Origin of the sequence: Ruminococcus sp. AM42-11 (assembly GCF_003480145.1) — a bacterium.
In the GTDB taxonomy this organism is placed as follows: Bacteria; Bacillota; Clostridia; order Lachnospirales; family Lachnospiraceae; genus Blautia_A; species Blautia_A faecis.
The window spans coordinates 1-19,046 of the sequence record NZ_QUIO01000048.1; the positions used below are offsets into that span (position 1 = coordinate 1).

20 protein-coding genes are annotated in these 19,046 nt (G+C 43.4%); 11 read left to right on the plus strand and 9 right to left on the minus strand.

What is annotated here, in order from left to right; genetic code table 11:
• The first annotated feature begins 189 nt into the window (after window positions 1-189).
• The 8 genes from DW904_RS19495 to DW904_RS19530 all read left to right on the plus strand — a co-directional run bounded on the left by DW904_RS19495 (window position 190) and on the right by DW904_RS19530 (window position 8,388).
• Window positions 190-1,191: a helix-turn-helix domain-containing protein gene (locus tag DW904_RS19495; RefSeq protein WP_005333551.1), complete on the plus strand. Its 1,002-nt coding sequence runs from the start codon at window positions 190-192 to the stop codon at window positions 1,189-1,191.
• Between the two features lie 2 nt (window positions 1,192-1,193).
• Entirely contained in the window at window positions 1,194-1,724 is a 531-nt protein-coding gene (locus DW904_RS22635; RefSeq protein ID WP_005333547.1) for a hypothetical protein, read from the plus strand.
• 132 nt (window positions 1,725-1,856) lie between these two features.
• Window positions 1,857-2,705 (plus strand): MerR family transcriptional regulator, encoded by an 849-nt coding sequence (locus tag DW904_RS19505; RefSeq protein WP_005333545.1) that lies wholly within the window; start codon window positions 1,857-1,859, stop codon window positions 2,703-2,705.
• 328 nt (window positions 2,706-3,033) lie between these two features.
• Window positions 3,034-3,561 (plus strand): DUF5697 family protein, encoded by a 528-nt coding sequence (locus DW904_RS19510; protein ID WP_005333543.1) that lies wholly within the window; start codon window positions 3,034-3,036, stop codon window positions 3,559-3,561.
• Between the two features lie 6 nt (window positions 3,562-3,567).
• Window positions 3,568-4,269 carry a DUF6100 family protein gene (locus DW904_RS19515; protein ID WP_117470885.1) on the plus strand — a complete coding sequence of 234 codons (702 nt, stop codon included), beginning with the start codon at window positions 3,568-3,570 and terminating at the stop codon, window positions 4,267-4,269.
• A gap of 109 nt (window positions 4,270-4,378) precedes the next feature.
• Window positions 4,379-5,485: a hypothetical protein gene (locus DW904_RS19520; protein WP_022415648.1), complete on the plus strand. Its 1,107-nt coding sequence runs from the start codon at window positions 4,379-4,381 to the stop codon at window positions 5,483-5,485.
• A complete protein-coding gene (locus DW904_RS19525) occupies window positions 5,475-7,445 on the plus strand; it encodes a VirD4-like conjugal transfer protein, CD1115 family (RefSeq protein ID WP_022415647.1) in 1,971 nt (656 codons plus the stop codon). The genes DW904_RS19520 and DW904_RS19525 overlap by 11 nt, the downstream gene beginning before the upstream one ends.
• A gap of 16 nt (window positions 7,446-7,461) precedes the next feature.
• Complete coding sequence (locus DW904_RS19530; protein ID WP_005333538.1) at window positions 7,462-8,388, plus strand: S1 RNA-binding domain-containing protein; 927 nt, start codon at window positions 7,462-7,464, stop codon at window positions 8,386-8,388.
• Window positions 8,389-8,883: 495 nt separating this feature from the next.
• On the opposite strand, the gene DW904_RS19535 is transcribed toward DW904_RS19530, so the two are convergent.
• The 9 genes from DW904_RS19535 to DW904_RS19575 all read right to left on the minus strand — a co-directional run bounded on the left by DW904_RS19535 (window position 8,884) and on the right by DW904_RS19575 (window position 16,568).
• Window positions 8,884-11,340: an ABC transporter permease gene (locus tag DW904_RS19535; protein WP_227338367.1), complete on the minus strand. Its 2,457-nt coding sequence runs from the start codon at window positions 11,338-11,340 to the stop codon at window positions 8,884-8,886.
• A 5-nt stretch (window positions 11,341-11,345) separates the two neighbouring features.
• Entirely contained in the window at window positions 11,346-12,017 is a 672-nt protein-coding gene (locus tag DW904_RS19540; RefSeq protein ID WP_172676439.1) for an ABC transporter ATP-binding protein, read from the minus strand.
• A 95-nt stretch (window positions 12,018-12,112) separates the two neighbouring features.
• Window positions 12,113-13,366: a HAMP domain-containing sensor histidine kinase gene (locus tag DW904_RS19545; RefSeq protein WP_005333534.1), complete on the minus strand. Its 1,254-nt coding sequence runs from the start codon at window positions 13,364-13,366 to the stop codon at window positions 12,113-12,115.
• Window positions 13,339-14,013, minus strand: a complete 675-nt coding sequence (locus DW904_RS19550; protein WP_005333533.1) for a response regulator transcription factor — start codon at window positions 14,011-14,013, stop codon at window positions 13,339-13,341. Before DW904_RS19550 ends, DW904_RS19545 begins: the two co-directional genes overlap by 28 nt.
• 225 nt (window positions 14,014-14,238) lie before the next feature.
• A complete protein-coding gene (locus DW904_RS19555; RefSeq protein WP_226850873.1) occupies window positions 14,239-14,622 on the minus strand; it encodes a hypothetical protein in 384 nt (127 codons plus the stop codon).
• Between the two features lie 55 nt (window positions 14,623-14,677).
• A complete protein-coding gene (locus tag DW904_RS19560) occupies window positions 14,678-14,911 on the minus strand; it encodes an LPXTG cell wall anchor domain-containing protein (RefSeq protein ID WP_117470884.1) in 234 nt (77 codons plus the stop codon).
• A gap of 61 nt (window positions 14,912-14,972) precedes the next feature.
• Window positions 14,973-15,302, minus strand: coding sequence for a DUF1648 domain-containing protein (locus DW904_RS19565; RefSeq protein WP_022415592.1), 330 nt, complete (start codon window positions 15,300-15,302; stop codon window positions 14,973-14,975).
• 85 nt (window positions 15,303-15,387) lie between these two features.
• Window positions 15,388-16,101, minus strand: coding sequence for a hypothetical protein (locus DW904_RS19570; protein WP_005333529.1), 714 nt, complete (start codon window positions 16,099-16,101; stop codon window positions 15,388-15,390).
• A 155-nt stretch (window positions 16,102-16,256) separates the two neighbouring features.
• The gene (locus DW904_RS19575; protein WP_179960461.1) at window positions 16,257-16,568 is read right to left on the minus strand and encodes a helix-turn-helix transcriptional regulator; all 312 of its coding nucleotides are present in this window, start codon (window positions 16,566-16,568) and stop codon (window positions 16,257-16,259) included.
• A gap of 460 nt (window positions 16,569-17,028) precedes the next feature.
• On the opposite strand from DW904_RS19575, the gene DW904_RS19585 reads away from it, so the two are divergent.
• The 3 genes from DW904_RS19585 (at window position 17,029) to DW904_RS19595 (ending at window position 19,046) form a co-directional block, all read left to right on the plus strand.
• Window positions 17,029-17,394, plus strand: coding sequence for a hypothetical protein (locus tag DW904_RS19585; protein ID WP_040015535.1), 366 nt, complete (start codon window positions 17,029-17,031; stop codon window positions 17,392-17,394).
• Between the two features lie 18 nt (window positions 17,395-17,412).
• Window positions 17,413-18,123 (plus strand): hypothetical protein, encoded by a 711-nt coding sequence (locus DW904_RS19590; RefSeq protein ID WP_005333522.1) that lies wholly within the window; start codon window positions 17,413-17,415, stop codon window positions 18,121-18,123.
• A gap of 74 nt (window positions 18,124-18,197) precedes the next feature.
• On the plus strand, window positions 18,198-19,046 hold the full coding sequence (locus DW904_RS19595; RefSeq protein WP_347562215.1) for a hypothetical protein: 849 nt from the start codon (window positions 18,198-18,200) through the stop codon (window positions 19,044-19,046).

Below are 19,046 nucleotides of genomic sequence, written 5' to 3' on the forward strand. Positions count from 1 at the left end.
TCGACTATTTTTACTTTTTCTACTGGTTCTATCTTACTCTTTCTGAACATGAAAATACCCCCATATAGGACTTTTATATTTCATTGTCCTATATGAGGGTAGCATATCATCCGAACTACCGGGGGCTCTTTTCTTTTTTATTATCTGGTATTATGCTCCTATGCAAATTACCGCACATCCTACCGCCGGATGGAACACATTACCTATACCATTGGTCCAGGAGAGTGGATCTGCACAGTCACAGATCTTCAGGAATGGTTTCGCTGCCGTTTCCAACATCAAGCGTTGTCCATCCTTCGATTTTTTGAAGAGCAGAATTACATTACCTACTCTCTTCTCGGCAAAAACCGCCTGGTCAAATTCAAAATATCAGACTGGCCCAAAGACAATACCGTATTGGAATACAACTATCCCTGTAAAAAAGATACAGGGTTTTTCTTTTTCCCGATTGCCAAAGTTCACGAACTAATTGGCATTGGAAAATGCTCGGAAATGGATGTTATTCTGGATCTGTGGATTCATGCAGTTTACAACGATTCCTCTGTCCTGGGATCTGATTCCGGTCCCATTGTCTATTACCGGGATAATACCGGAAATCCCCTTACCAGCTTTAATGAACTGGGTGAAAGGTGGAGTCTGTCAAAGGCATCGGTATCACGACTCTTGAAGAAACTGGAGGAAAAAGAATACATTACACTTATCTCATTTACAGGAAAACACGGAAGCGTAATTTATCTCAACAATTACCTGTCCGTGATGTTTAATATCAGCGACGTTATGATTGACAAGGAGGAGATCGCTATGAAGATGCAATTACCAATCCATGTACCTGAAGAAATCACTATTGAGGATTCTGCTTCTGTTAGCGTTTCAGAAACTGTCACAGACTCACAAATCACCGTTACAAAAAATGATTCCTGCGTTCCAGATTCACACATGAAATTTATCGTGCAAAAAGTCGCAGAACTATTGGATTCACAAGGGATTCCATGTTGCCACTGCTCCAAAACCCGCTATATATTATCTCCATTATCAGCCTGCAAAGATATATTTAATACATTTACTCTAAATATTATCTGTCCCTACGGAAATGCCGCTTATCGGTTTGAGTTGTCCGTAAGTCCAGGGGATGAGTCTGCCCAAAAGATGCCTGCCGTGGCAGAGCCTTCTGCACTGAAAGGGGGGGAATAGACATGGCAAACCGCAATACACAGGGATTTCCTTCACCCGAAGAAGATCCACGTTTTCACGACACCTATCAGTTTTTACGCAGATACCGGGATGCAACCTACAGCCTGAAGGTAGTCGTACACCAGATGGAGCACCAGTTTAAGCTCCAATACGACAATGACATCGACAAATTTCTGGACTCCATCTATGCTGCCGGGGCTGATCTTACCGGAAGCGACATCGAACAACGGGCAAAAAGTATTGCCAGAAGCAACCAGATGCTGAAGCTTTTGGAATCATCCATCGATCTCCTCCGGAACAATCACAAGCATGGGGAACAGTATTACTGGATTCTCTACTACGCTTTTCTCTCTCCACAGGAAATGAAAAATACAGATGAGATATTGGATAAGCTGGCTCACCACATCACCAATATTTCCTACCGCACCTATTACCGGAAACGCAGGGCTGCGATTGAAGCACTCAGTACCATCCTTTGGGGATTTACTGCAAAAGAGACATTGGATACGCTCAACAAGTTCTTTCCAGAGTAATACATATCGCCTATCTCCTCGGCTTTTCGTAATATCATAAAAATGTTATACTAAAAAATGCAAAATATATATTGACTCTCACGGAACGTCATAGCGTACAGTTATCTTATCAGGAACAGGAGGTCAGCAACTATGAGGACAGTCAAAGAAATATCAGAACTTACAGGTATCAGCGTTCGCACGCTTCACTATTACGATGAAATCGGGCTTTTAAAACCAACACAAAAAAGTGATGCGGGATACCGGCTTTATGACGATAGGGCATTGGAAATATTACAGCAGATTCTGTTTTTCCGTGAGTTTGACATTCCTTTGAAAGAAATCAAAGCTGTTCTGGAGAATCCTGCTCTTGAAAGGAACCAGATCTTGCAAATGCAGAGAAAAATGTTGGTAGCAAAGAAAGAACGTATGGAACATCTGATTGCCAGCATTGATGATATCCTGAAAGGAGAGAATAAAATGGATTTTGCGATTTTTAGTAAAACGGAAGTTGAAGAAATGTTCCAAACTATGTTTGAACATATGCCTGACAATATGAAAGAACTTGCTGTAAAAGAGTTTGGAAGCATTGAAGAATGGAAAAAGCATTATATTAAGACAGTTTCATCAGAAGAAATGCAGAAAGGCTATGCTAAAGTTGTTGAGTGGTATGGAGGAAAAGAGCAATTCCTGTCTGTTGCCAACAATCCTATTAGCAAAGAGGCTGCAGAAAGTTACAACCAACAATTTGACAATCTTTTATACAAATTAGCAGCTAAAAAAGTATGTTCACCAGATTCTTCTGAAGTAAGAGAACTTGTTTCCGAATACGGTTTTCTTATGAAACAACTTTCACAGATAAAGAAAGAACACGGTCTGATGGTTGCACAGGCTCAATATTACCGTAATGAAAAAATCAAACCTATGATAGATGAAAAATACGGCAATGGTACAGCCGAATTCTTCGCACAAGCTTTCGAAGCATTTTATAAAGACAAGTAATCATTAGAACTACACAAAAGCACAACAATACACCATGCAGGGAATCAAAATGGTTTCCTGCTTTTTTTATGCCAACCAGTGAAAATGGCACAGAAATGACCTGCTTCTGCGATTGAAGCGTAAAATTACCCATGCTACAATAGGTATTGCTTATAGTTTTCCTTATTTCCAGCACCCATAGATGGTGCTTTTTTTGTACCTGTAAATTCAATCGCTGACAGCAGGTTCTATGTACTTTGTACGTACACTATACTTACAATACCAAACGTATCCTGTACGTACAGCCATATGTATAAAGTTTCCTATTATATATAGAAGGGAGTCAATCATGAAAACAAGGAACGAAATCTATCAAGGAGAGGGAGCCAAGCTCTTACGGTTCATTACCACTTACCATACTCTGAGGTATGACCAGGTTTTACAACTTTTCTCCCGACATGAGCAGTCTATCAAGTCATTGATTACCAGCCTCATCAAACAAGGGCGCATCATTTACGATAAAGAGCATGACCTTCTTTGTGACAGCCAGCAGTCTGCTGAGAATCCTGACTATGCTATAATTACATGCTTCTGGGTACTGCTGGATTTTAAGAAAGGTGTTGTATACCACACCAGTGGCGAATTTCCAATCAAGCTCAATTTCTTTTCGCAAGATGAACAATACGAAATCATCTATATCGGTGAAGAACAGGAGGCTCTGATCAATCATGTGATGGAAAGTATCCCATCACATGGTTCCAAACGCCTGATTGTCTTAGAATCCGAAAGCCAGGCTGCCAAAATCACCATTGATGATGTAGCCGCTTACTGCCTTGTAAATGAATCCGGTGCTGTCAGTTACTACATGAGAAAGTAGGTTATTATGACGCAAAATACACCAACCATTTACCAGCGGCTTGAAAAACTGGAAGGGGAGCTGCAAAAACTGACGAATACCGTTTACGCTCTGAAGGTCACTGATATCCAGAATTATGATAAAAATTTTGAGGAACTGAGCGTCAGTGCTGCTCTTCGGGCGGAGCGGATTGCCTGCCAGATGCGTAACCTTGTCTGTCCGGCTCTCTCCCCAAATCAAGCAGCTTATCTTCCCAAAGTGGCAGATGCACAGGGAATGCGGATTGCAGAACAGCAGGGGATTCTCACCATTACGCTTCCCGGACTGCTTCCGAAACGAAGAGTCCACACAAACACTGCATTTCTCCATGAACCGCTTAATTATATGCTTCGGGAGTATGTAAAACAAAATGCCCTGCCCCTCTATCGTGACTGCGTGATATGTTTCAGTCAAATATATGACAGGGAACTTCCTCAAAGACGTATCCGGGATTATGACAATCTGGAGTTTAAACAGATTCTGGATACACTTTGTACTTATGTTCTGACAGATGACAGCGGCTTTTTCTGTGATTCCTACTACACGACACAGCTTGGCTTAAAGGACTGTACACTGGTATCGGTTATGGAAAAAGCTGACTTTCCGAAATGGCTGCAGAACCAGAAAAATCATCACGAAAGCATGTCGGAAAATCTCCTGACTTCTCAGGCAGAAATCCGACATCGGTAAGAACCACCGCAGGGAACTTTGTTTTCTTGCTTTTTTTATCTCCAAACCACCGGAGATTTACCCAAGTATAGGCTTGCATGGGTAAGAACTGAATTGAGGTGATGCTTATTTGATAAGACCTGACACTACGAAATACCGCTTACTGGAAATGATAGGGATGTGCGGGGAATTTCCCGCAGACCAGCTAAACAGACTCATCCCAAGTGCCTCCTATGCGGAAAAACTCATTACGGATTTGAAGGCGGAACACCTCATCCGTACCCACTACCGGGATGCTCTCAGAGGCTACCGTCTTACAAAAGCTGCGAAAGAGATGCTGTTATCTGTCTCGCCGCTACGCTTCCAGTGCTATCTGACCGGCAATACCGAGACGAACCTCATCCGAAGTGAAGTATCCCGACGTATCCGCTTACATCAGAAAGCCGAAACGTATCTGACACTCCTTCATGCCGGGATTCCCTTTTATCCGGATGTAAAACCTGACATCTTCTGTAATCACCGCGAAGCTGGTTCCATCGGTATGCGAAGCCTTCCTCTTTTTTACGCTTCCAGAGAAATTAAGGAATTGGGCCCGGAGACCACGAAGATTAGGAACTCCCGCAGCATGGGCATCCTGATGGCACCGCAATGTGTCTATGTCCTTTATAACACGGGAAACGGAGTCCTGAAATGGGAATATCGAACGGAAGTCCGCTTAAACGCCTTCCTGCAGCATTACCTGCAAGGCTACCCTTACAACGGACATCCACAGATCCGGGCAATCATGACCGGAACCGACATGGAAATGGCTTTCCGGCTGTTTACCAGTACCGGAGGCTACAAAAAGAGCCTGTTTATGCTGGACACCTCCTTCGAGCATTTCCATTACCTTCCCAATACTCCGGAAGGGGAAGTGCTTTTAAAACTGCTGGTTCACCCTGAGATCATGGAAAAGCTGGACAACCTCCTGCTGTCCGATCTGGGCTGCCGCAGCGATTCAATTCCACTGGAACATGATGCCACGGATGCTTCCGGGAACCCCATCCTTCTTGCTTATGATTTTGACATGCAGCGAATCAACCGGTTCAATACCGGCTTAAATGTATACGGCAGATCCGGGAACCTGATCTGTTTCGATTTTCAGATTCCGGTCCTGAAAAAATACTTAACTGCCACAATCCATTTCTCCAGTATTGACCTTTGCAAATTCAAAAGGGGGTTTTTACATGAACCGTAAATGGTGGAAGCTCATTTATATGCTTCCGATCACCTTCTGCACCCTCTATGCAGGAGGCTATGTTGCTCAATTTATCCGCAACTATCAGACCTGGGAATCTGCCGGCAATTTTGCCGGAAACGGAACTGCCCCGCAGATCCCCTCCCCGCACCCGCTCGCCTGTCTGGATGCCCTGACTGCTTTCCCGTACAATCTGTATGGGATTTTTCTATGTCTGGCAGCTTTTGGACTCCTGACCTTCCTTCTCATGCGTATGGGATTTGACCGAAACGGGGAAATAACAGACCGGGGCCGGAACCTGAATTATTCCACAAAGGGAACCTATGGGACTTCCGGTTTTATGACTTTGGAGGAAATGCATCAGGTACTGGAGCTTACGAATGATGTCAAGAAACACAAGGGAACCATTCTTGGAAAACTGAACGGAAAAGCCGTTTGTCTCCCGAAGGATACCCGCATGAACCGGAATATTGCCGTTTACGGTGCCAGCGGTTCCATGAAAAGCCGGGCCTTTGCACGCAACATGATCTTCCAGTGTGTTGCCCGCGGGGAAAGCCTCATCATCACCGATCCAAAATCGGAATTGTACGAAAGTACAGCCACTTACCTTGAGAATGCCGGATATATCGTGAAATCCTTTAATCTTGTAAACCCGGAAAACTCGGATAGTTGGAATTGTCTGGGTGAAATTGGCGGACAGGAAACCATGGCACAGGTATTTGCTGATGTCATCATCCAGAATACCGGTTCTGCCAAAGGCGATCACTTCTGGGACAATGCCGAGATGAACTTATTAAAAGCTCTGATTCTCTATGTGGATCAGGGATTCCCACCGGAGGCAAAGAATATCGGACAGGTATACAAACTCCTGACCATGAGTTCGGAAAAAGAACTGAACAGCCTCTTTGACCTGCTTCCGGTCTCCCATCCGGCAAAAGTCCCCTACTGCATCTATAAGCAGGCAAGTGACACGGTACGTTCCGGCGTCATCATCGGACTCGGTTCCAGACTTCAGGTATTCCAGAACAAGCTGATCCGCCAGATCACTTCCTATGATGAGATCAACCTGACGCTGCCGGGAAAAGAAAAATGTGCATACTTCTGCATCACTTCGGATCAAGACAGCACTTTTGATTTTCTTTCTTCCCTGTTTATGACCTTCGTATTTATCAAACTGGTCCGTTATGCAGACACCTATGGGGAAGATGGAAAACTGCCGGTTCCGGTACATATCCTGGCTGATGAGCTGGCGAATACGGGAGCAATCCTATCGCTCAACAAAAAGATTTCCGTGATCCGAAGTCGAAACCTCAGTATTTCCTGCATTTTCCAAAACCTGCCTCAGATGCAGAACCGGTATCCCTTAAACCAATGGCAGGAAATCATCGGGAACTGCGACACTCAGCTATTTTTAGGCTGTACGGATGAGGTAACTGCTACATTTATCTCTAACCGCTCCGGTGATGTGACCGTTGGTGTCAGCAGCGAAGCCAAACAATTAAATAGCTGGAGGGTATCCGATTATACACCGGAATACCGCCAGACCAGATCCATCGGGAAACGAAAGCTCTTAACTCCGGATGAGATCCTGCGGCTCCCGCTGGATACTGCACTGATTATCCTGCGTGGTCAGAAGGTACTGCAGGTAGAAAAATACGATTACACCCTGCACCCGGATGCCCAAAAACTCATTCCCCGGAAGGCTTCCGAACATATTCCGGAATGGAGAAAAGGAGCATGTAGTGAAGAATATACGTACACTCCAACTATTCCTGCTTCCCACCCGAAAAAAACCGCTTCTTATGGAAAGCAGAAAAAGAAAAAAGCTGAACCGCACTTTGACCAGCAAAGCGTTTATCAGGAACCTGGCTATCACGATTTCCCGGATGACTTCTCAGCAGATAACTATTCGGATCACACAGACATGGTTCCTTTAGATAAAGATTCTATCATGTCATAATTTGAAAGGAGACACTATGATGCCAAACGAAACAACCAACACACCTATTTTAACTCTGGATTCCGATGCGAAGCTGGAAACAGCCCAGTCCATTTCAGACCTTACCTGGCATGAGATCCAGAATGCCTACCGTACCCGCCGGATCTTAACCGGAATGCTTGGCGGTATCGAGAAAACAGAAAACGGCAGCCTCATTGCCGTGGTTTACTACAAGGATTTCCGTACTGTCATCCCAGTAACTGAGATGATGATCCATCTCATGCAGGATGAAGCACACGATTATGGGGAGCTTGCTCTGCGGCAGAACAAAATCCTCAACAATATGCTTGGATGTGAGATTGATTTTCTGATTAAGGGATTAGATCCGAAGACACGCAGCATTGTCGCCAGCCGGAAAGAAGCGATGCTGAAGAAACGCCAGATCTTCTATCTGGATAAAGATGCTTCCGGAATGCCGAAAGTTTATGAAGACCGTATCGTGCAGGCAAGAGTCATTGCTGTTGCGGAAAAGGTAGTCCGGGCAGAAATTTTCGGTGTGGAAACCTCCATTCTTGCCAGAGACCTGTCCTTCGACTGGATGGGTGATGCCAGAGAACGCTTCCAGGTAGGCGATCACATCCTGGTACGCATCCTGGATGTGCGGGCAGACTCACCGGAGCAGGTCATTGTCCACGCAGATGTCAAAAGTGTGGAAGGCAACACCAGCAAGGAAAACATGAAAAAATGTAAGATTCAGGGAAAATACGCCGGAACTGTGGAAGACATCCATAAAGGCACCGTCTTTGTCCGGCTCTCCATCGGTGTCAATGCCATTGCCCACTCCTGCTATGACAGCCGGACAGTCGGGAAAAAGGATCAGGTATCCTTTGTGGTGACGCATATTGATGAAGAGCGTAATGTTGCCCTCGGCATCATCACCCGCATCATCAAGCAGACCATATAAGGCTTCCACCTTATTTTTAAATAGCTTTTTTTCATATACAGCACCAATTAGTCCAGCAAATACTCACGATACAGCTACATAAGGTGACAGAATAAAGTATTTTTCAGACCATTACCTTATTGTACTGAAAACGGTAACGTGTTATACTGATTCGGTATTACTGAACCGGAAAGACGGATGCATTTCGATTTTGCCCTCTAGTATCCAAGGAGGGTGATGCCCATGAATACAATGGAAGTATTGACTTTACTATTGGTAATTTTTGCGGCTTTGACTTATATAGATCGACATAATAAGAAATAGCATCCACGACCCTAGGAAAGTTTTGGATGCTATGACTTATACATAGAATATAAAATTTAACTGAGGGCATCAGATTTTGCATCTGAATACCTTTCTTGAGTTCATTATACACTGGGGGATTTGAGAAATCAAGTCCCCCTTTTTATTATGACATTGATTAGTATCTGCATTAAACATCAGAAATTTATATTCTTACTCACTGAAACGAATTCTCTCTATCAATGAATCTTTCCTTACTGACTTTGCAATGAATATTGCCAATAACATCTGTATCACAAACAATGTTAAAATTATAATAATAGCTGCTGTTACCGGATAATGGTATGTGCTGATATCAAACATTCCTGTACGCTTTGCATATAAAAACAACGGATATCCTGCAAGACTTCCCACTCCGATACTGATAATAAGAGTGCCTACTGTATAGAATATACCTTCCAACTGGAGCATCTTCATCAACTGACGGTCCGACATTCCGATTGCCTGCATCATGCCAAGCTCCTTTTTTCGCACATGGACACTATTGATCATTGTGTTAATCAAGTTCATAATGCTGATTGCTGCCAGAATGATGATAAATGCATAACATGCACCTCTAGTCATCTGTATGGCATTTTCCCATGTATCGTACTCATTCTTCCAGGTACGCATCTGCAGTCTGCCTGATCCATCCACAATAGCCTGTAGAGATGCTTCCAGTGCCTCATCATAATCCTTATCTGCAATCACCTGAAAATAGCTGGAAGAATTATTTATGGTAAGTTTCTCTGCCCCTTCTTTTGCCATGATAAGACAGTTATAGTTTGTCAGACCTGTTCCATATTCACCAATTGCTGCCACTTCAATCTCTTTTTGAAAGGTATTATCTCCATCATGAATATTGAGTTTCAGCTTATCTCCCACTTTAATATCTGGATACCAGTGAAGTAGCGCGCGGTCCAGAATCACTTTATCCCCGGATTTCAATTCCTCGTATGTGACATTGCCTTCAGTGATTCCTTTTTTCAGCTCTTCTGCGTATTCTTCCGGCACTCCATTGATAAATTCGGTTCCAATTTTTTCTTCAAAAGGTCCTCCTGATACCTTCAACGCGGTAAACACATCTACCCGCTCAACACCGTCAAGCTCCTCTATCTGCTGCTTTAGTCCTTCATTTAATGGATTATTCTTTTGAACCTCCGCCCATTCATATTCAGGATGCTCTTTATTCCCGGATTCCACAATTGGAGAAATCTCATATTGCCCCACAATCGAACTCTTTGCACTTTCCATCGGATTTGCACAAGACAGCACCGTTGCTACCATCATGACAAATATTCCGGTAACGGCCATAGATACAATCGTGATAGTACTCTTCTTTTTATTCTCTGCAAGATTTCTCTTGGTCAGTCGTCCGATATTCAGAAATTGATATCCCTTCCTGCTGCTTTTCTGTCGCTTACTGCCTCCCTGGTAACGCATAGCTTCTATTTCTGATACCTTCGCCGCCATACGCATAGGCTTCATCAGTGACAGATACACTGTACACAGAGTCACTGCAATTGCCAACAGATAAATCCACCAATAATAAAGTTGGACTTCTCCTTTAGCTACAACCTTGTATGCCTCTGTTATAAGTACGTTTGAATCCTTTGCATGTTCTACAAACTGGAGAAGTACAACTTTCACAGCAACTGTTCCGATCAAAAGTCCTATCGGAATGGCAAACAACGCCACTCCCATTCCCTCTCTTAGTACGATTTGTCTAAGCTGCCGTTTCGTAGCCCCGATTGCCTTTAACTTTCCAAATTCCCGAACCCTCTGGTTCATAGATACATAATAAACACTATAAATTGTGATAATGCCCGCCAATACAACAATAAGCATGATTCCTACAATCACCGGAATTGTAGCCGGATCCACATAATTTGCTGCAAGATACTCTTTATTAATATTCATGTCATCCTCGGAAATCCCGAACTGTCTGGCAATATTCTGTATCGTCTCTGTATAATCTGCAGTCGTATTTCCTTTCTGTCCATTCACCTGAAGTAAAAACCGATATTTCACCTGTTCTACCGGTATCTCCGCTTTCAGAAAGGCCTCTGAAACCAATGATGTATATTGTTTTTGTTCTTTGCTGCTCTCATTATCTGCTAAAAAACCACAGATTCGAAAGTCTTTCTCCTTCGTATAATCCAGTCCGTCATCTTTCAGAATCTGATAAGGTACTGTGATAGTGTCACCGATTTTCCCATTCTGTCCTAATGCTTCCAGTATTCCTTTTGAAACCACAATATCATTTTCTTTCTGCGGAAGTTGCCCCTCTTTCAGCTTCACTTTATAAAGTTCCATCCCTGTTCTGTCCATATACATCATGGAAACCGTCGCATCTTCCAGATTCATGTACCCCGCATCGCTGCGGAGTCCGTAAGTTTTCACATCATGATGTGCCGCCAGTTTCATAACTGTACTCTCGTCCACGTTCCGATAAAGGGCATGCCATGTTGGATAAATCTTATTGATTACCGCAAAGTTCACTTCCACCATATCTTTTCCGATTGATGGGATTACGAACAGCAGTAATGTTGTCAGGATAATGGCAATTCCAATCAGTATGTTTTTGCTCTTATAATGCCGCATATTGCAATATGCAACTCTGGTCGTCATCTTCATTATCTTCTCACCGCCTTGCCATCTTCAATGATAATCATTTCATCCGCCATCTGGGCAATCGTTTCATCATGGGTAATCATGATAAGCGTCTGCCCGAAATCCGACACGCAGCTTTTCAATAGGCTCATAACCTCTAGCTCAGTCTGGGAATCAAGGTTTCCAGTCGGCTCATCCGCCAAAATTATCGCCGGTCTTGTCACCAATGCCCTGGCTATCGCAGTTCTCTGTTTCTGTCCACCAGACAAAGCAGACGGCATCGCATCTTTCTTATCCTGCAGTCCGATTTTTTTGAGAATATCTTCCACTTCCCGCGGCTTTACCTTGCGATTATCAAGTCCCAGCGGAAGAACGATATTCTCCCACACATTCAGCGATGGAATCAGATTAAAATCCTGAAAGATAAATCCTATCTTCTTTCTTCGAAACTGTGCCAGTTTATCATCTTTTCGAGAATAGATATCGGTTCCATCAATCCATACTTTGCCGGAATCCGGTCTGTCAAGCCCTCCAATCAGATGCAGAAGTGTAGATTTTCCGGAGCCGGAACGTCCTACGATAGCTGTAAACTTGCCTCTCTCTATCTGTAAACTTGTATGATCCACGGCTCTCACCTGATTCTCGCCTTCTCCATAATACTTTACTAGATCTTCTACTTTTAAAATACTACTCATATCTTCAAGTCCCCTTTCCATTTCATACCCCTACTATAACATTCCTGCATTACAAAACCCTTACAACAACCATAACAGTTTTGTAAGGGTTCCGACTATTCTCCTATTATGAGCGGCAGTGTCACTTTAAATATCATACCTTTCTCAGCCTTTCTTTTGGCTGCTATTGTCCCCCCCTGTTCTTCTATGATCTTTCTGGCAAGATACAGACCGACACCCGCTCCGTCTTTTACCTGTTCCTTTGCTTTCCTTCCCCGGTAAAATCTCTGATAGATCTTATGCAGTTCCTCCGCAGGAATGCCCATTCCTTCATCTTCTACTTCAATAAGCACATTGCTTGCTAGCTCCTGCGTCCTCACTGTAATCGTTGTATGTTCCGGTGAATATTTGACTGCATTCTCAAGGATATTCGTTAATGCTTCTACCGTCCATTTTGAATCATGGTTCACAACTATATCATCATCCATCTCCACCTGAATGGAAATATCTTTTCCTCTTGCCTTCATATAAATCTGACTGACAGCCTCTGTTAGCGTTTTCTTCAGGCTTTCATGAAGCGAATGTATCTGGATCATATGTGTTTCCAGCCTTGAAAGATTTACCAGTTCATTCAAGAGCTGTTCCAGTTTGGTAAGTTCCTGTGATTCCTGCTCCAGAAACTCCCTCTGTTCTTCTCCTGTAACCCGATTTTCTGCCACCAGCTCATGACTCATCCGGAGTGATGCAAGCGGAGTCTTCAACTGATGGGAAATATCTGTAATCAGACTCTTCGTACCATTTTCTTCCTGCTCCAGACGTTCCTTCAAATCTTCGAAATATTGCCCCAGCTCCTTTACAGATTCCCACACCTTTAACCATTGTTCCGATTCTGATGTTTCTTCAGGATATGTTTGGAATTTTCCTTTTCTGAATTCCTGCAGACATTCATATAATTGCTGTAATTGTTCCTCATCACCGTATCTGCTCCAGTTTTTTCTTCGGTCCAGGTACAAGAACAGGCTACATACTATGACTCCCACTAGTAATCCAATTCCCCAGATAATCCTTATAACCACATCTGAAGATCCACTCCCTGAGTGATAACCATAAGTTTCTTCCAGCATCTGTACGACTCTTTCTATCTTCTGATCGTCCCGGTCTCTTATAAAATCTACTGTTCCTGACTTTTCCCAGATTGCAACTATTTCCCCTTCCAGTTCAGGATGTTCTGCAAGGAGCAGTGCTATCTGCGTTGCTTTCGCATTTTCCTCATACTTTGTTATCAGATACATTCCTACTGTAAAAAATACTGCAAAGATTACATATACGATAAAATACCGTTTTAATTTTTGTTTACCTTTCCGGTCCATATATATCCCAGTCCTCTCACATTCGCTATCTCTTCTGTTCCAAGTTTATTCTTCAGTCTGCTTATATTGACAGTAACCGTATTATCATCGACAAATTGACCGTCTATATCCCATACATGCTCCAGGATACTTTCTTTTGAAACAATCTGTCCTGCATTCTCCCAGAGATACAGCAACAGAGAGAATTCTTTCTTACTTAAAGTAACTGGTTCATCCCCTTTATACACCTGCATCGTTTTCATATGCACCGTAATCTCTCCGGAAGACATAATCTGTGCCTGTACCTTAGAAAGCCGTCTCATCAATGCGTTCACCTTCGACACCAAAGCCATCAGTGAAAATGGTTTGGTAATATAATCATCTGCCCCTGTATCATAACCATTTACAATATCTATTTCCTGATCCAAAGCCGTAAGATAGATAAGATATGTATCTCCACCTGCACGTACCATCCTTCCAAAATCCAGTCCTGTACCATCCGGCAATGTAATATCGCTGATAACAAGAGCATAATCTCCTTTTTGAAATGCTTCTTTTGCTTCCTTTATTGTATAAACCTGACGAACCTCATACCCTTCCCGTGAAAGTAACAGGGCAATTCCCCGATTTAGATTCAAGTCATCCTCCAGTAATAATATTTTCTGCATCAAATACTCCACCTCTATTTGTAATAACCTGTTCTTTTATCATATCAGTCCTATCTTTTGTCTACAATAAAAATAAAATTAACATACATACTTTTCCTTCATATGTTCAAGGATTTCACCGGATACTGCTTCAGAAATCGATCAATCCATTTCTGATTGCTTCTCTGTAACATCCGAAGTCTGGATAAAAGCTGTAGACAACTGCAGCTCTATGTTACTAAAGTCCTATCCATCAATACAGGAGTTATAGAATGCCGTGAAGATACCGTCAAATTCCATTTCAATAATATGTAGGCTGTCCATTGTGTGCTCCAGATAAGTCAGTGTTCCTCTATCCAAATCTATACTCGGCTTTCCTAGTGAGTTTGCTATTACATCTGGATTTGTAATTCCAAACATCTCCTTTATATCCGGCATAAGATAATCCACGATATCCGGCAGCCTTTTCTCATACGCCTGTGCCAGTTCAACTGCATGCTTCTCATAATCGGAATGTATACTGTCACAGACAAATTCAATCCCGTTTATTTCCATCTTATAGTAATCATTATTCTCATCATAGACAAACGCTGTACCCTTACTTTTTTTATTTTTTTCCAAAATCCCCATGATATATCTACACTTTCCCGGTTCTTCCGCCATACACAGTCTAAAAAACTGTAACTTAATGCTTACGTTTGTAAAAAATAACTCCTGCCAAAATCAATAAAATAATTCCAACTACAATCATAAAAATAAAATTATCAACATTTAACTTCCCTGCTATGAAAATAGAAGTCGGGCCATCCGCACCACCAATAACAGAAACGGCTGTGTTTTCTTTCTGCTTCAGTACAATGCCAATGACTGCCAATACAATTCCTAAAATTCCGGCTATGATTCCCAATCGCTTTTTCATTGCTACCACCTCAAATCATTTTTATCTGCTCAATCAAATGTAAATTGTTATGCAAGTATTTCTATGCAAATGAAGCATAGATAACCCATATTTCTGCAAACATTACCAATAAAAGTACACCATCTATCATCCAATTAAACTGAATGTCCGTTAAGAAAGTTTTTGAATGTGTCAGGCAATATTTTACTTTTTCTCGTCCAGTCAAAAAAGTGATAAGCACTTGTAATATAGGAAATAAAAATATTTGTATTTTTCTTCCATAATCATCCGCAATCCCATTTGCAAAATGTACTGGAATAATACTCGGTAAGAAAAATATACTTACAAGAGCAAGCAAAAATCCTATTATACAAATTATCCATGTGAATTTTCTAGTATTGATAAATTTCATAACAATCCTTCTTTCTGCTAAATTCAAGTTTTTCCAATACATAACACGTACTTACATTATACTCCTCACCAATGCAAACCTCAATTTATTCTCCATCCTTTTTCCCGTTATTAAGCTTCGGGCAGTAAAATGCCTTTACTTCCACCCCATCTTCCTCCGACTCAATTTCCACATAATAATCCCGGATAAAGTATCCCGCATTATGCTCCTGAATGGCGTACAGCTCCAATGTCTGAAAATCCACCAGTACCAGATCACGGGGCTTGGGTTTTTGCGTTTCCTCACAGAATACCTCCATGCTTTCCACCAGCTTATCCAGGCATTCCTGACACAGATGGTTCTGTACTTTTTTCACATCGAAGATACTATCTTCCCCGTAATCCACCGATACTTCGGAAATCCCGTAATCCGACATCTGCTCCGTATGGAAAAAGCAGCCGCCTTCTCCTGTCCCGGTATAACCCATATGCCCGTTTCCCTGCGGGCCGGTAAGATTCCCGTCCTCATCATGATTCCGGATATGCATATCCATCACATACCAGTGATTGGTACAGATCACTCCCAGATCGTCAAACTTCCGGAAATAATCCATCATACTCCGTTCATCGCTTCCACACAGCCAGCACTGTTTTGGATCTTTCAGCTTGCTTTCTACTGATTCAGGCACCTTTCTTTCTACCGGGTGATATTCCTGCTCCTGTGTTTTTTCAAGATAACCTGTCAGATCCAGCCGGCTGATTCCCAGTCCGATCAGAATTCCTGACGCACATGCCAATAATCCCACATATCCCTTTTTCATATTATAGTCATCCTTTAAGAATTAGTTTTATAATGCTTTTAGGATTACTATATCAAATCTTGCAATCACTTTCATCATAAATCGCATATTTTTATGTGTTTTATTGCATATACAGCTTTCAAAAAAACTGCCTGCGGCAATTTCGCAGACAGCTTCTATTTCATCATCTCTTCAATTATCACATCCAGCATCCGAAGCACGCTTTCCTGCTTCTTCGGTGTGAGCCTTTCCAGCTTTCCTTCCACTACAGAAGTATGTTCCATTCTGGTAAGAGGAATCACTTCCTTCAGCACTTCATTCGGTTCCGCACCTAATACATTCAACAGCTTTACAAATGTTTCCATCGTAGGTGTTTTCACTTCCCGCTCAATCGCACCCAGATGGTTGGTACTGATATCCACCAGTTCAGCCAGTCTCTCCTGCGTAATTCCTGCCTCTTCCCTGTACCTGCGGATTGCCTTTCCCATTCCTTTCACACGCACACCTCCTCCTTCCAGTATTCACTAACGCTTAAAGCATTAGTCATGTAAATCCAGTATAATTGGTTGCAAATCACGCTTACAGTATCCATAAGGATTGCATTTATAACGCTTTTAGCGTTGGTCACATTTTTGGCACTCCATCGTCTGTAACTGGCACAGTCCTGCGATTGTAGCGGTAATTTACCCATGTTAAAATTGATATTGTCAAAATTATATGCAGAACGAAACGCAGCACTGCCGTATGGGAAGCCTCTCCTGCGGCAAATAAGCTGCGTTTTTTCTGTAAGATAGGAGGATCTTTACAATTTCATACTTTGATTTAGGACGCAGCCTGCATTGACCGGGCTGCGTCCTTTCTTGAGGCAGGAAAACCATAAGCAAAGGCAGGGGAGGTAATTCTCCTGCCGCTCTTATAAAAAGGAGGTACTTTTACGTGAAACACAAACTGAAAAACGCTCCGCCGGACACAAAACGGCATGTCAATTATGGCAGATGCCTGTATGCTGCATTTCTGGCTGTCACAGTCCTCTGCGGATACACACAGCCGGTTTTTGCCGCTACCATCTGGACCAAAGCCAATGAGATCATGAAGGATGTCTATAACCAGATTATCCTCATTTCCACCATTGCTGCAGTCGTAACGGCATCGGTTGCCCTTCTGATGATGAATTTTTCCAAAAGCGGAAAAACCGTGGACGAATCACGTGCATGGCTCAAGCGTATCGTCATTACCTGGGCGATCTTAAACGGGCTTGGCTTTATCATGGCTTACATCACCCCGTTCTTTGCAGGCGGAAAATGGAACGGATAGACGAAAGGAGATGCCACTATGGGAATACTTGACGGAATCGTGGAATGGATTGCCGAACAGGTCATGAACATTCTGGATCTGATCACCACTTCAGTCCTCGGTGCTCTGGGCTGTTCCATGGATACGTTTCTTCGCTACTTTCCTGCTGCCGAGACCATGTATCAGGTCTTTCTGGCACTGGGCATCGGGCTGATCCTCTTAAACTGGGTATGGCAGCTCTTTAAAAATTACTTTATGGGAGCCGGTATCGAAGCGGAAGATCCCATTAAGCTGTCCATCCGTTCCTTCCTCTTTATCTTTCTCACCTTCTATGCGAAAGATATTGTGGATCTGCTCCTGAAGATTTCAGGAACACCGTACAACTGGATTCTGACGGAAGACCTGCCGCCTTTAAAATTTGCGGATTTTAACTCCGTAGTCACAGTCATCCTGGGAGTCTGTGCAAATGGGGCGGTAGCCATCATTGCACTGATTCTGGTACTGATTCTGGCGTGGAACTACATCAAACTGCTCTTTGAAGCGGCAGAACGCTATATTCTTCTGGGGGTACTGGTCTACACAGCCCCGGCAGCTTTTTCCATGGGTGCCAGCCAGTCAACCGGAAATATCTTCAAAAGCTGGTGCCGGATGCTTGGCGGCCAGTTCTTTTTGCTTCTGATGAATGCGTGGTGCCTGCGGCTGTTTACTTCTATGGTCGGCACCTTCCTTGCCAATCCGTTATCCCTATAAGAAAGGAGGACCAAAATGAAACTTAGAAAGAAACTCATACCATTCCTGGTACTAACTGCCTGTCTGGTACTGTTTTGCTCCATGCCGGTCTTTGCAGCGGAGCTACGGAAGCAGACGTGGAAGCGGCAGTTGCCAGTCAGGGAAAGGAAGCGGTAACCGGAAATGTCTTCGTCTGGTTCCTGTGTGCCATTGCCTTTTTAAAGGTATCCCAGAAAATTGATTCTTTTCTGGCATCGCTTGGCATCAATGTCGGCAATACCGGAGGAAACATGATGGCTGAACTTCTGATTGCAGGACGGAGCCTGACCGGTTCCATGCGTTCCCATGGTGGTGGCGGCTACCACAAAGCCTCTTCTCCCGGAAGTGCGGCTGTCGCAGGAAGCTTCCTATCCGGCGGGCTTGCCGGGGCAGTGGGAAGACAGGTACAAAGAGAAGCGGTCAATTCCGCAACCGGTTATACCGAACACAGCAGTATCGGAAACATGCTCTACCAGTCATCCCTGAACAAAGGCGGAGACTTTGCCAATCAGGTCATCAGCAACATTGCACAGGGAAATTACGGTCAGGTAGGTTCCATCAAGGGAGCAGACGCACAGAAAGCCTTTACTTCCTATATGGGCATCAATCCGGGCGGCGGTTCTTCCTATGATAATGTAGAAATCGGTGGCGGAAGGATCACCGGTACCGAAACCGGAAGCTCCGGAAACCGGGATTTTGCCCTGTACCATGCCGACCAGTATGCAGCTCCTACTCAGGGCTCCTACTCTACGGTACAGTCCGTGGATGGTTCCACCTGGTACAAGCAGTATGCACAGGATACGGTCGAAAAAACACCATATACTTCCGGCAGCGGCAAAGTAGCCTACAATGAATCCATTGTCCAGAAACTGCCGCCAGCCCCACAGCGAAAGGAGCGTATGTAA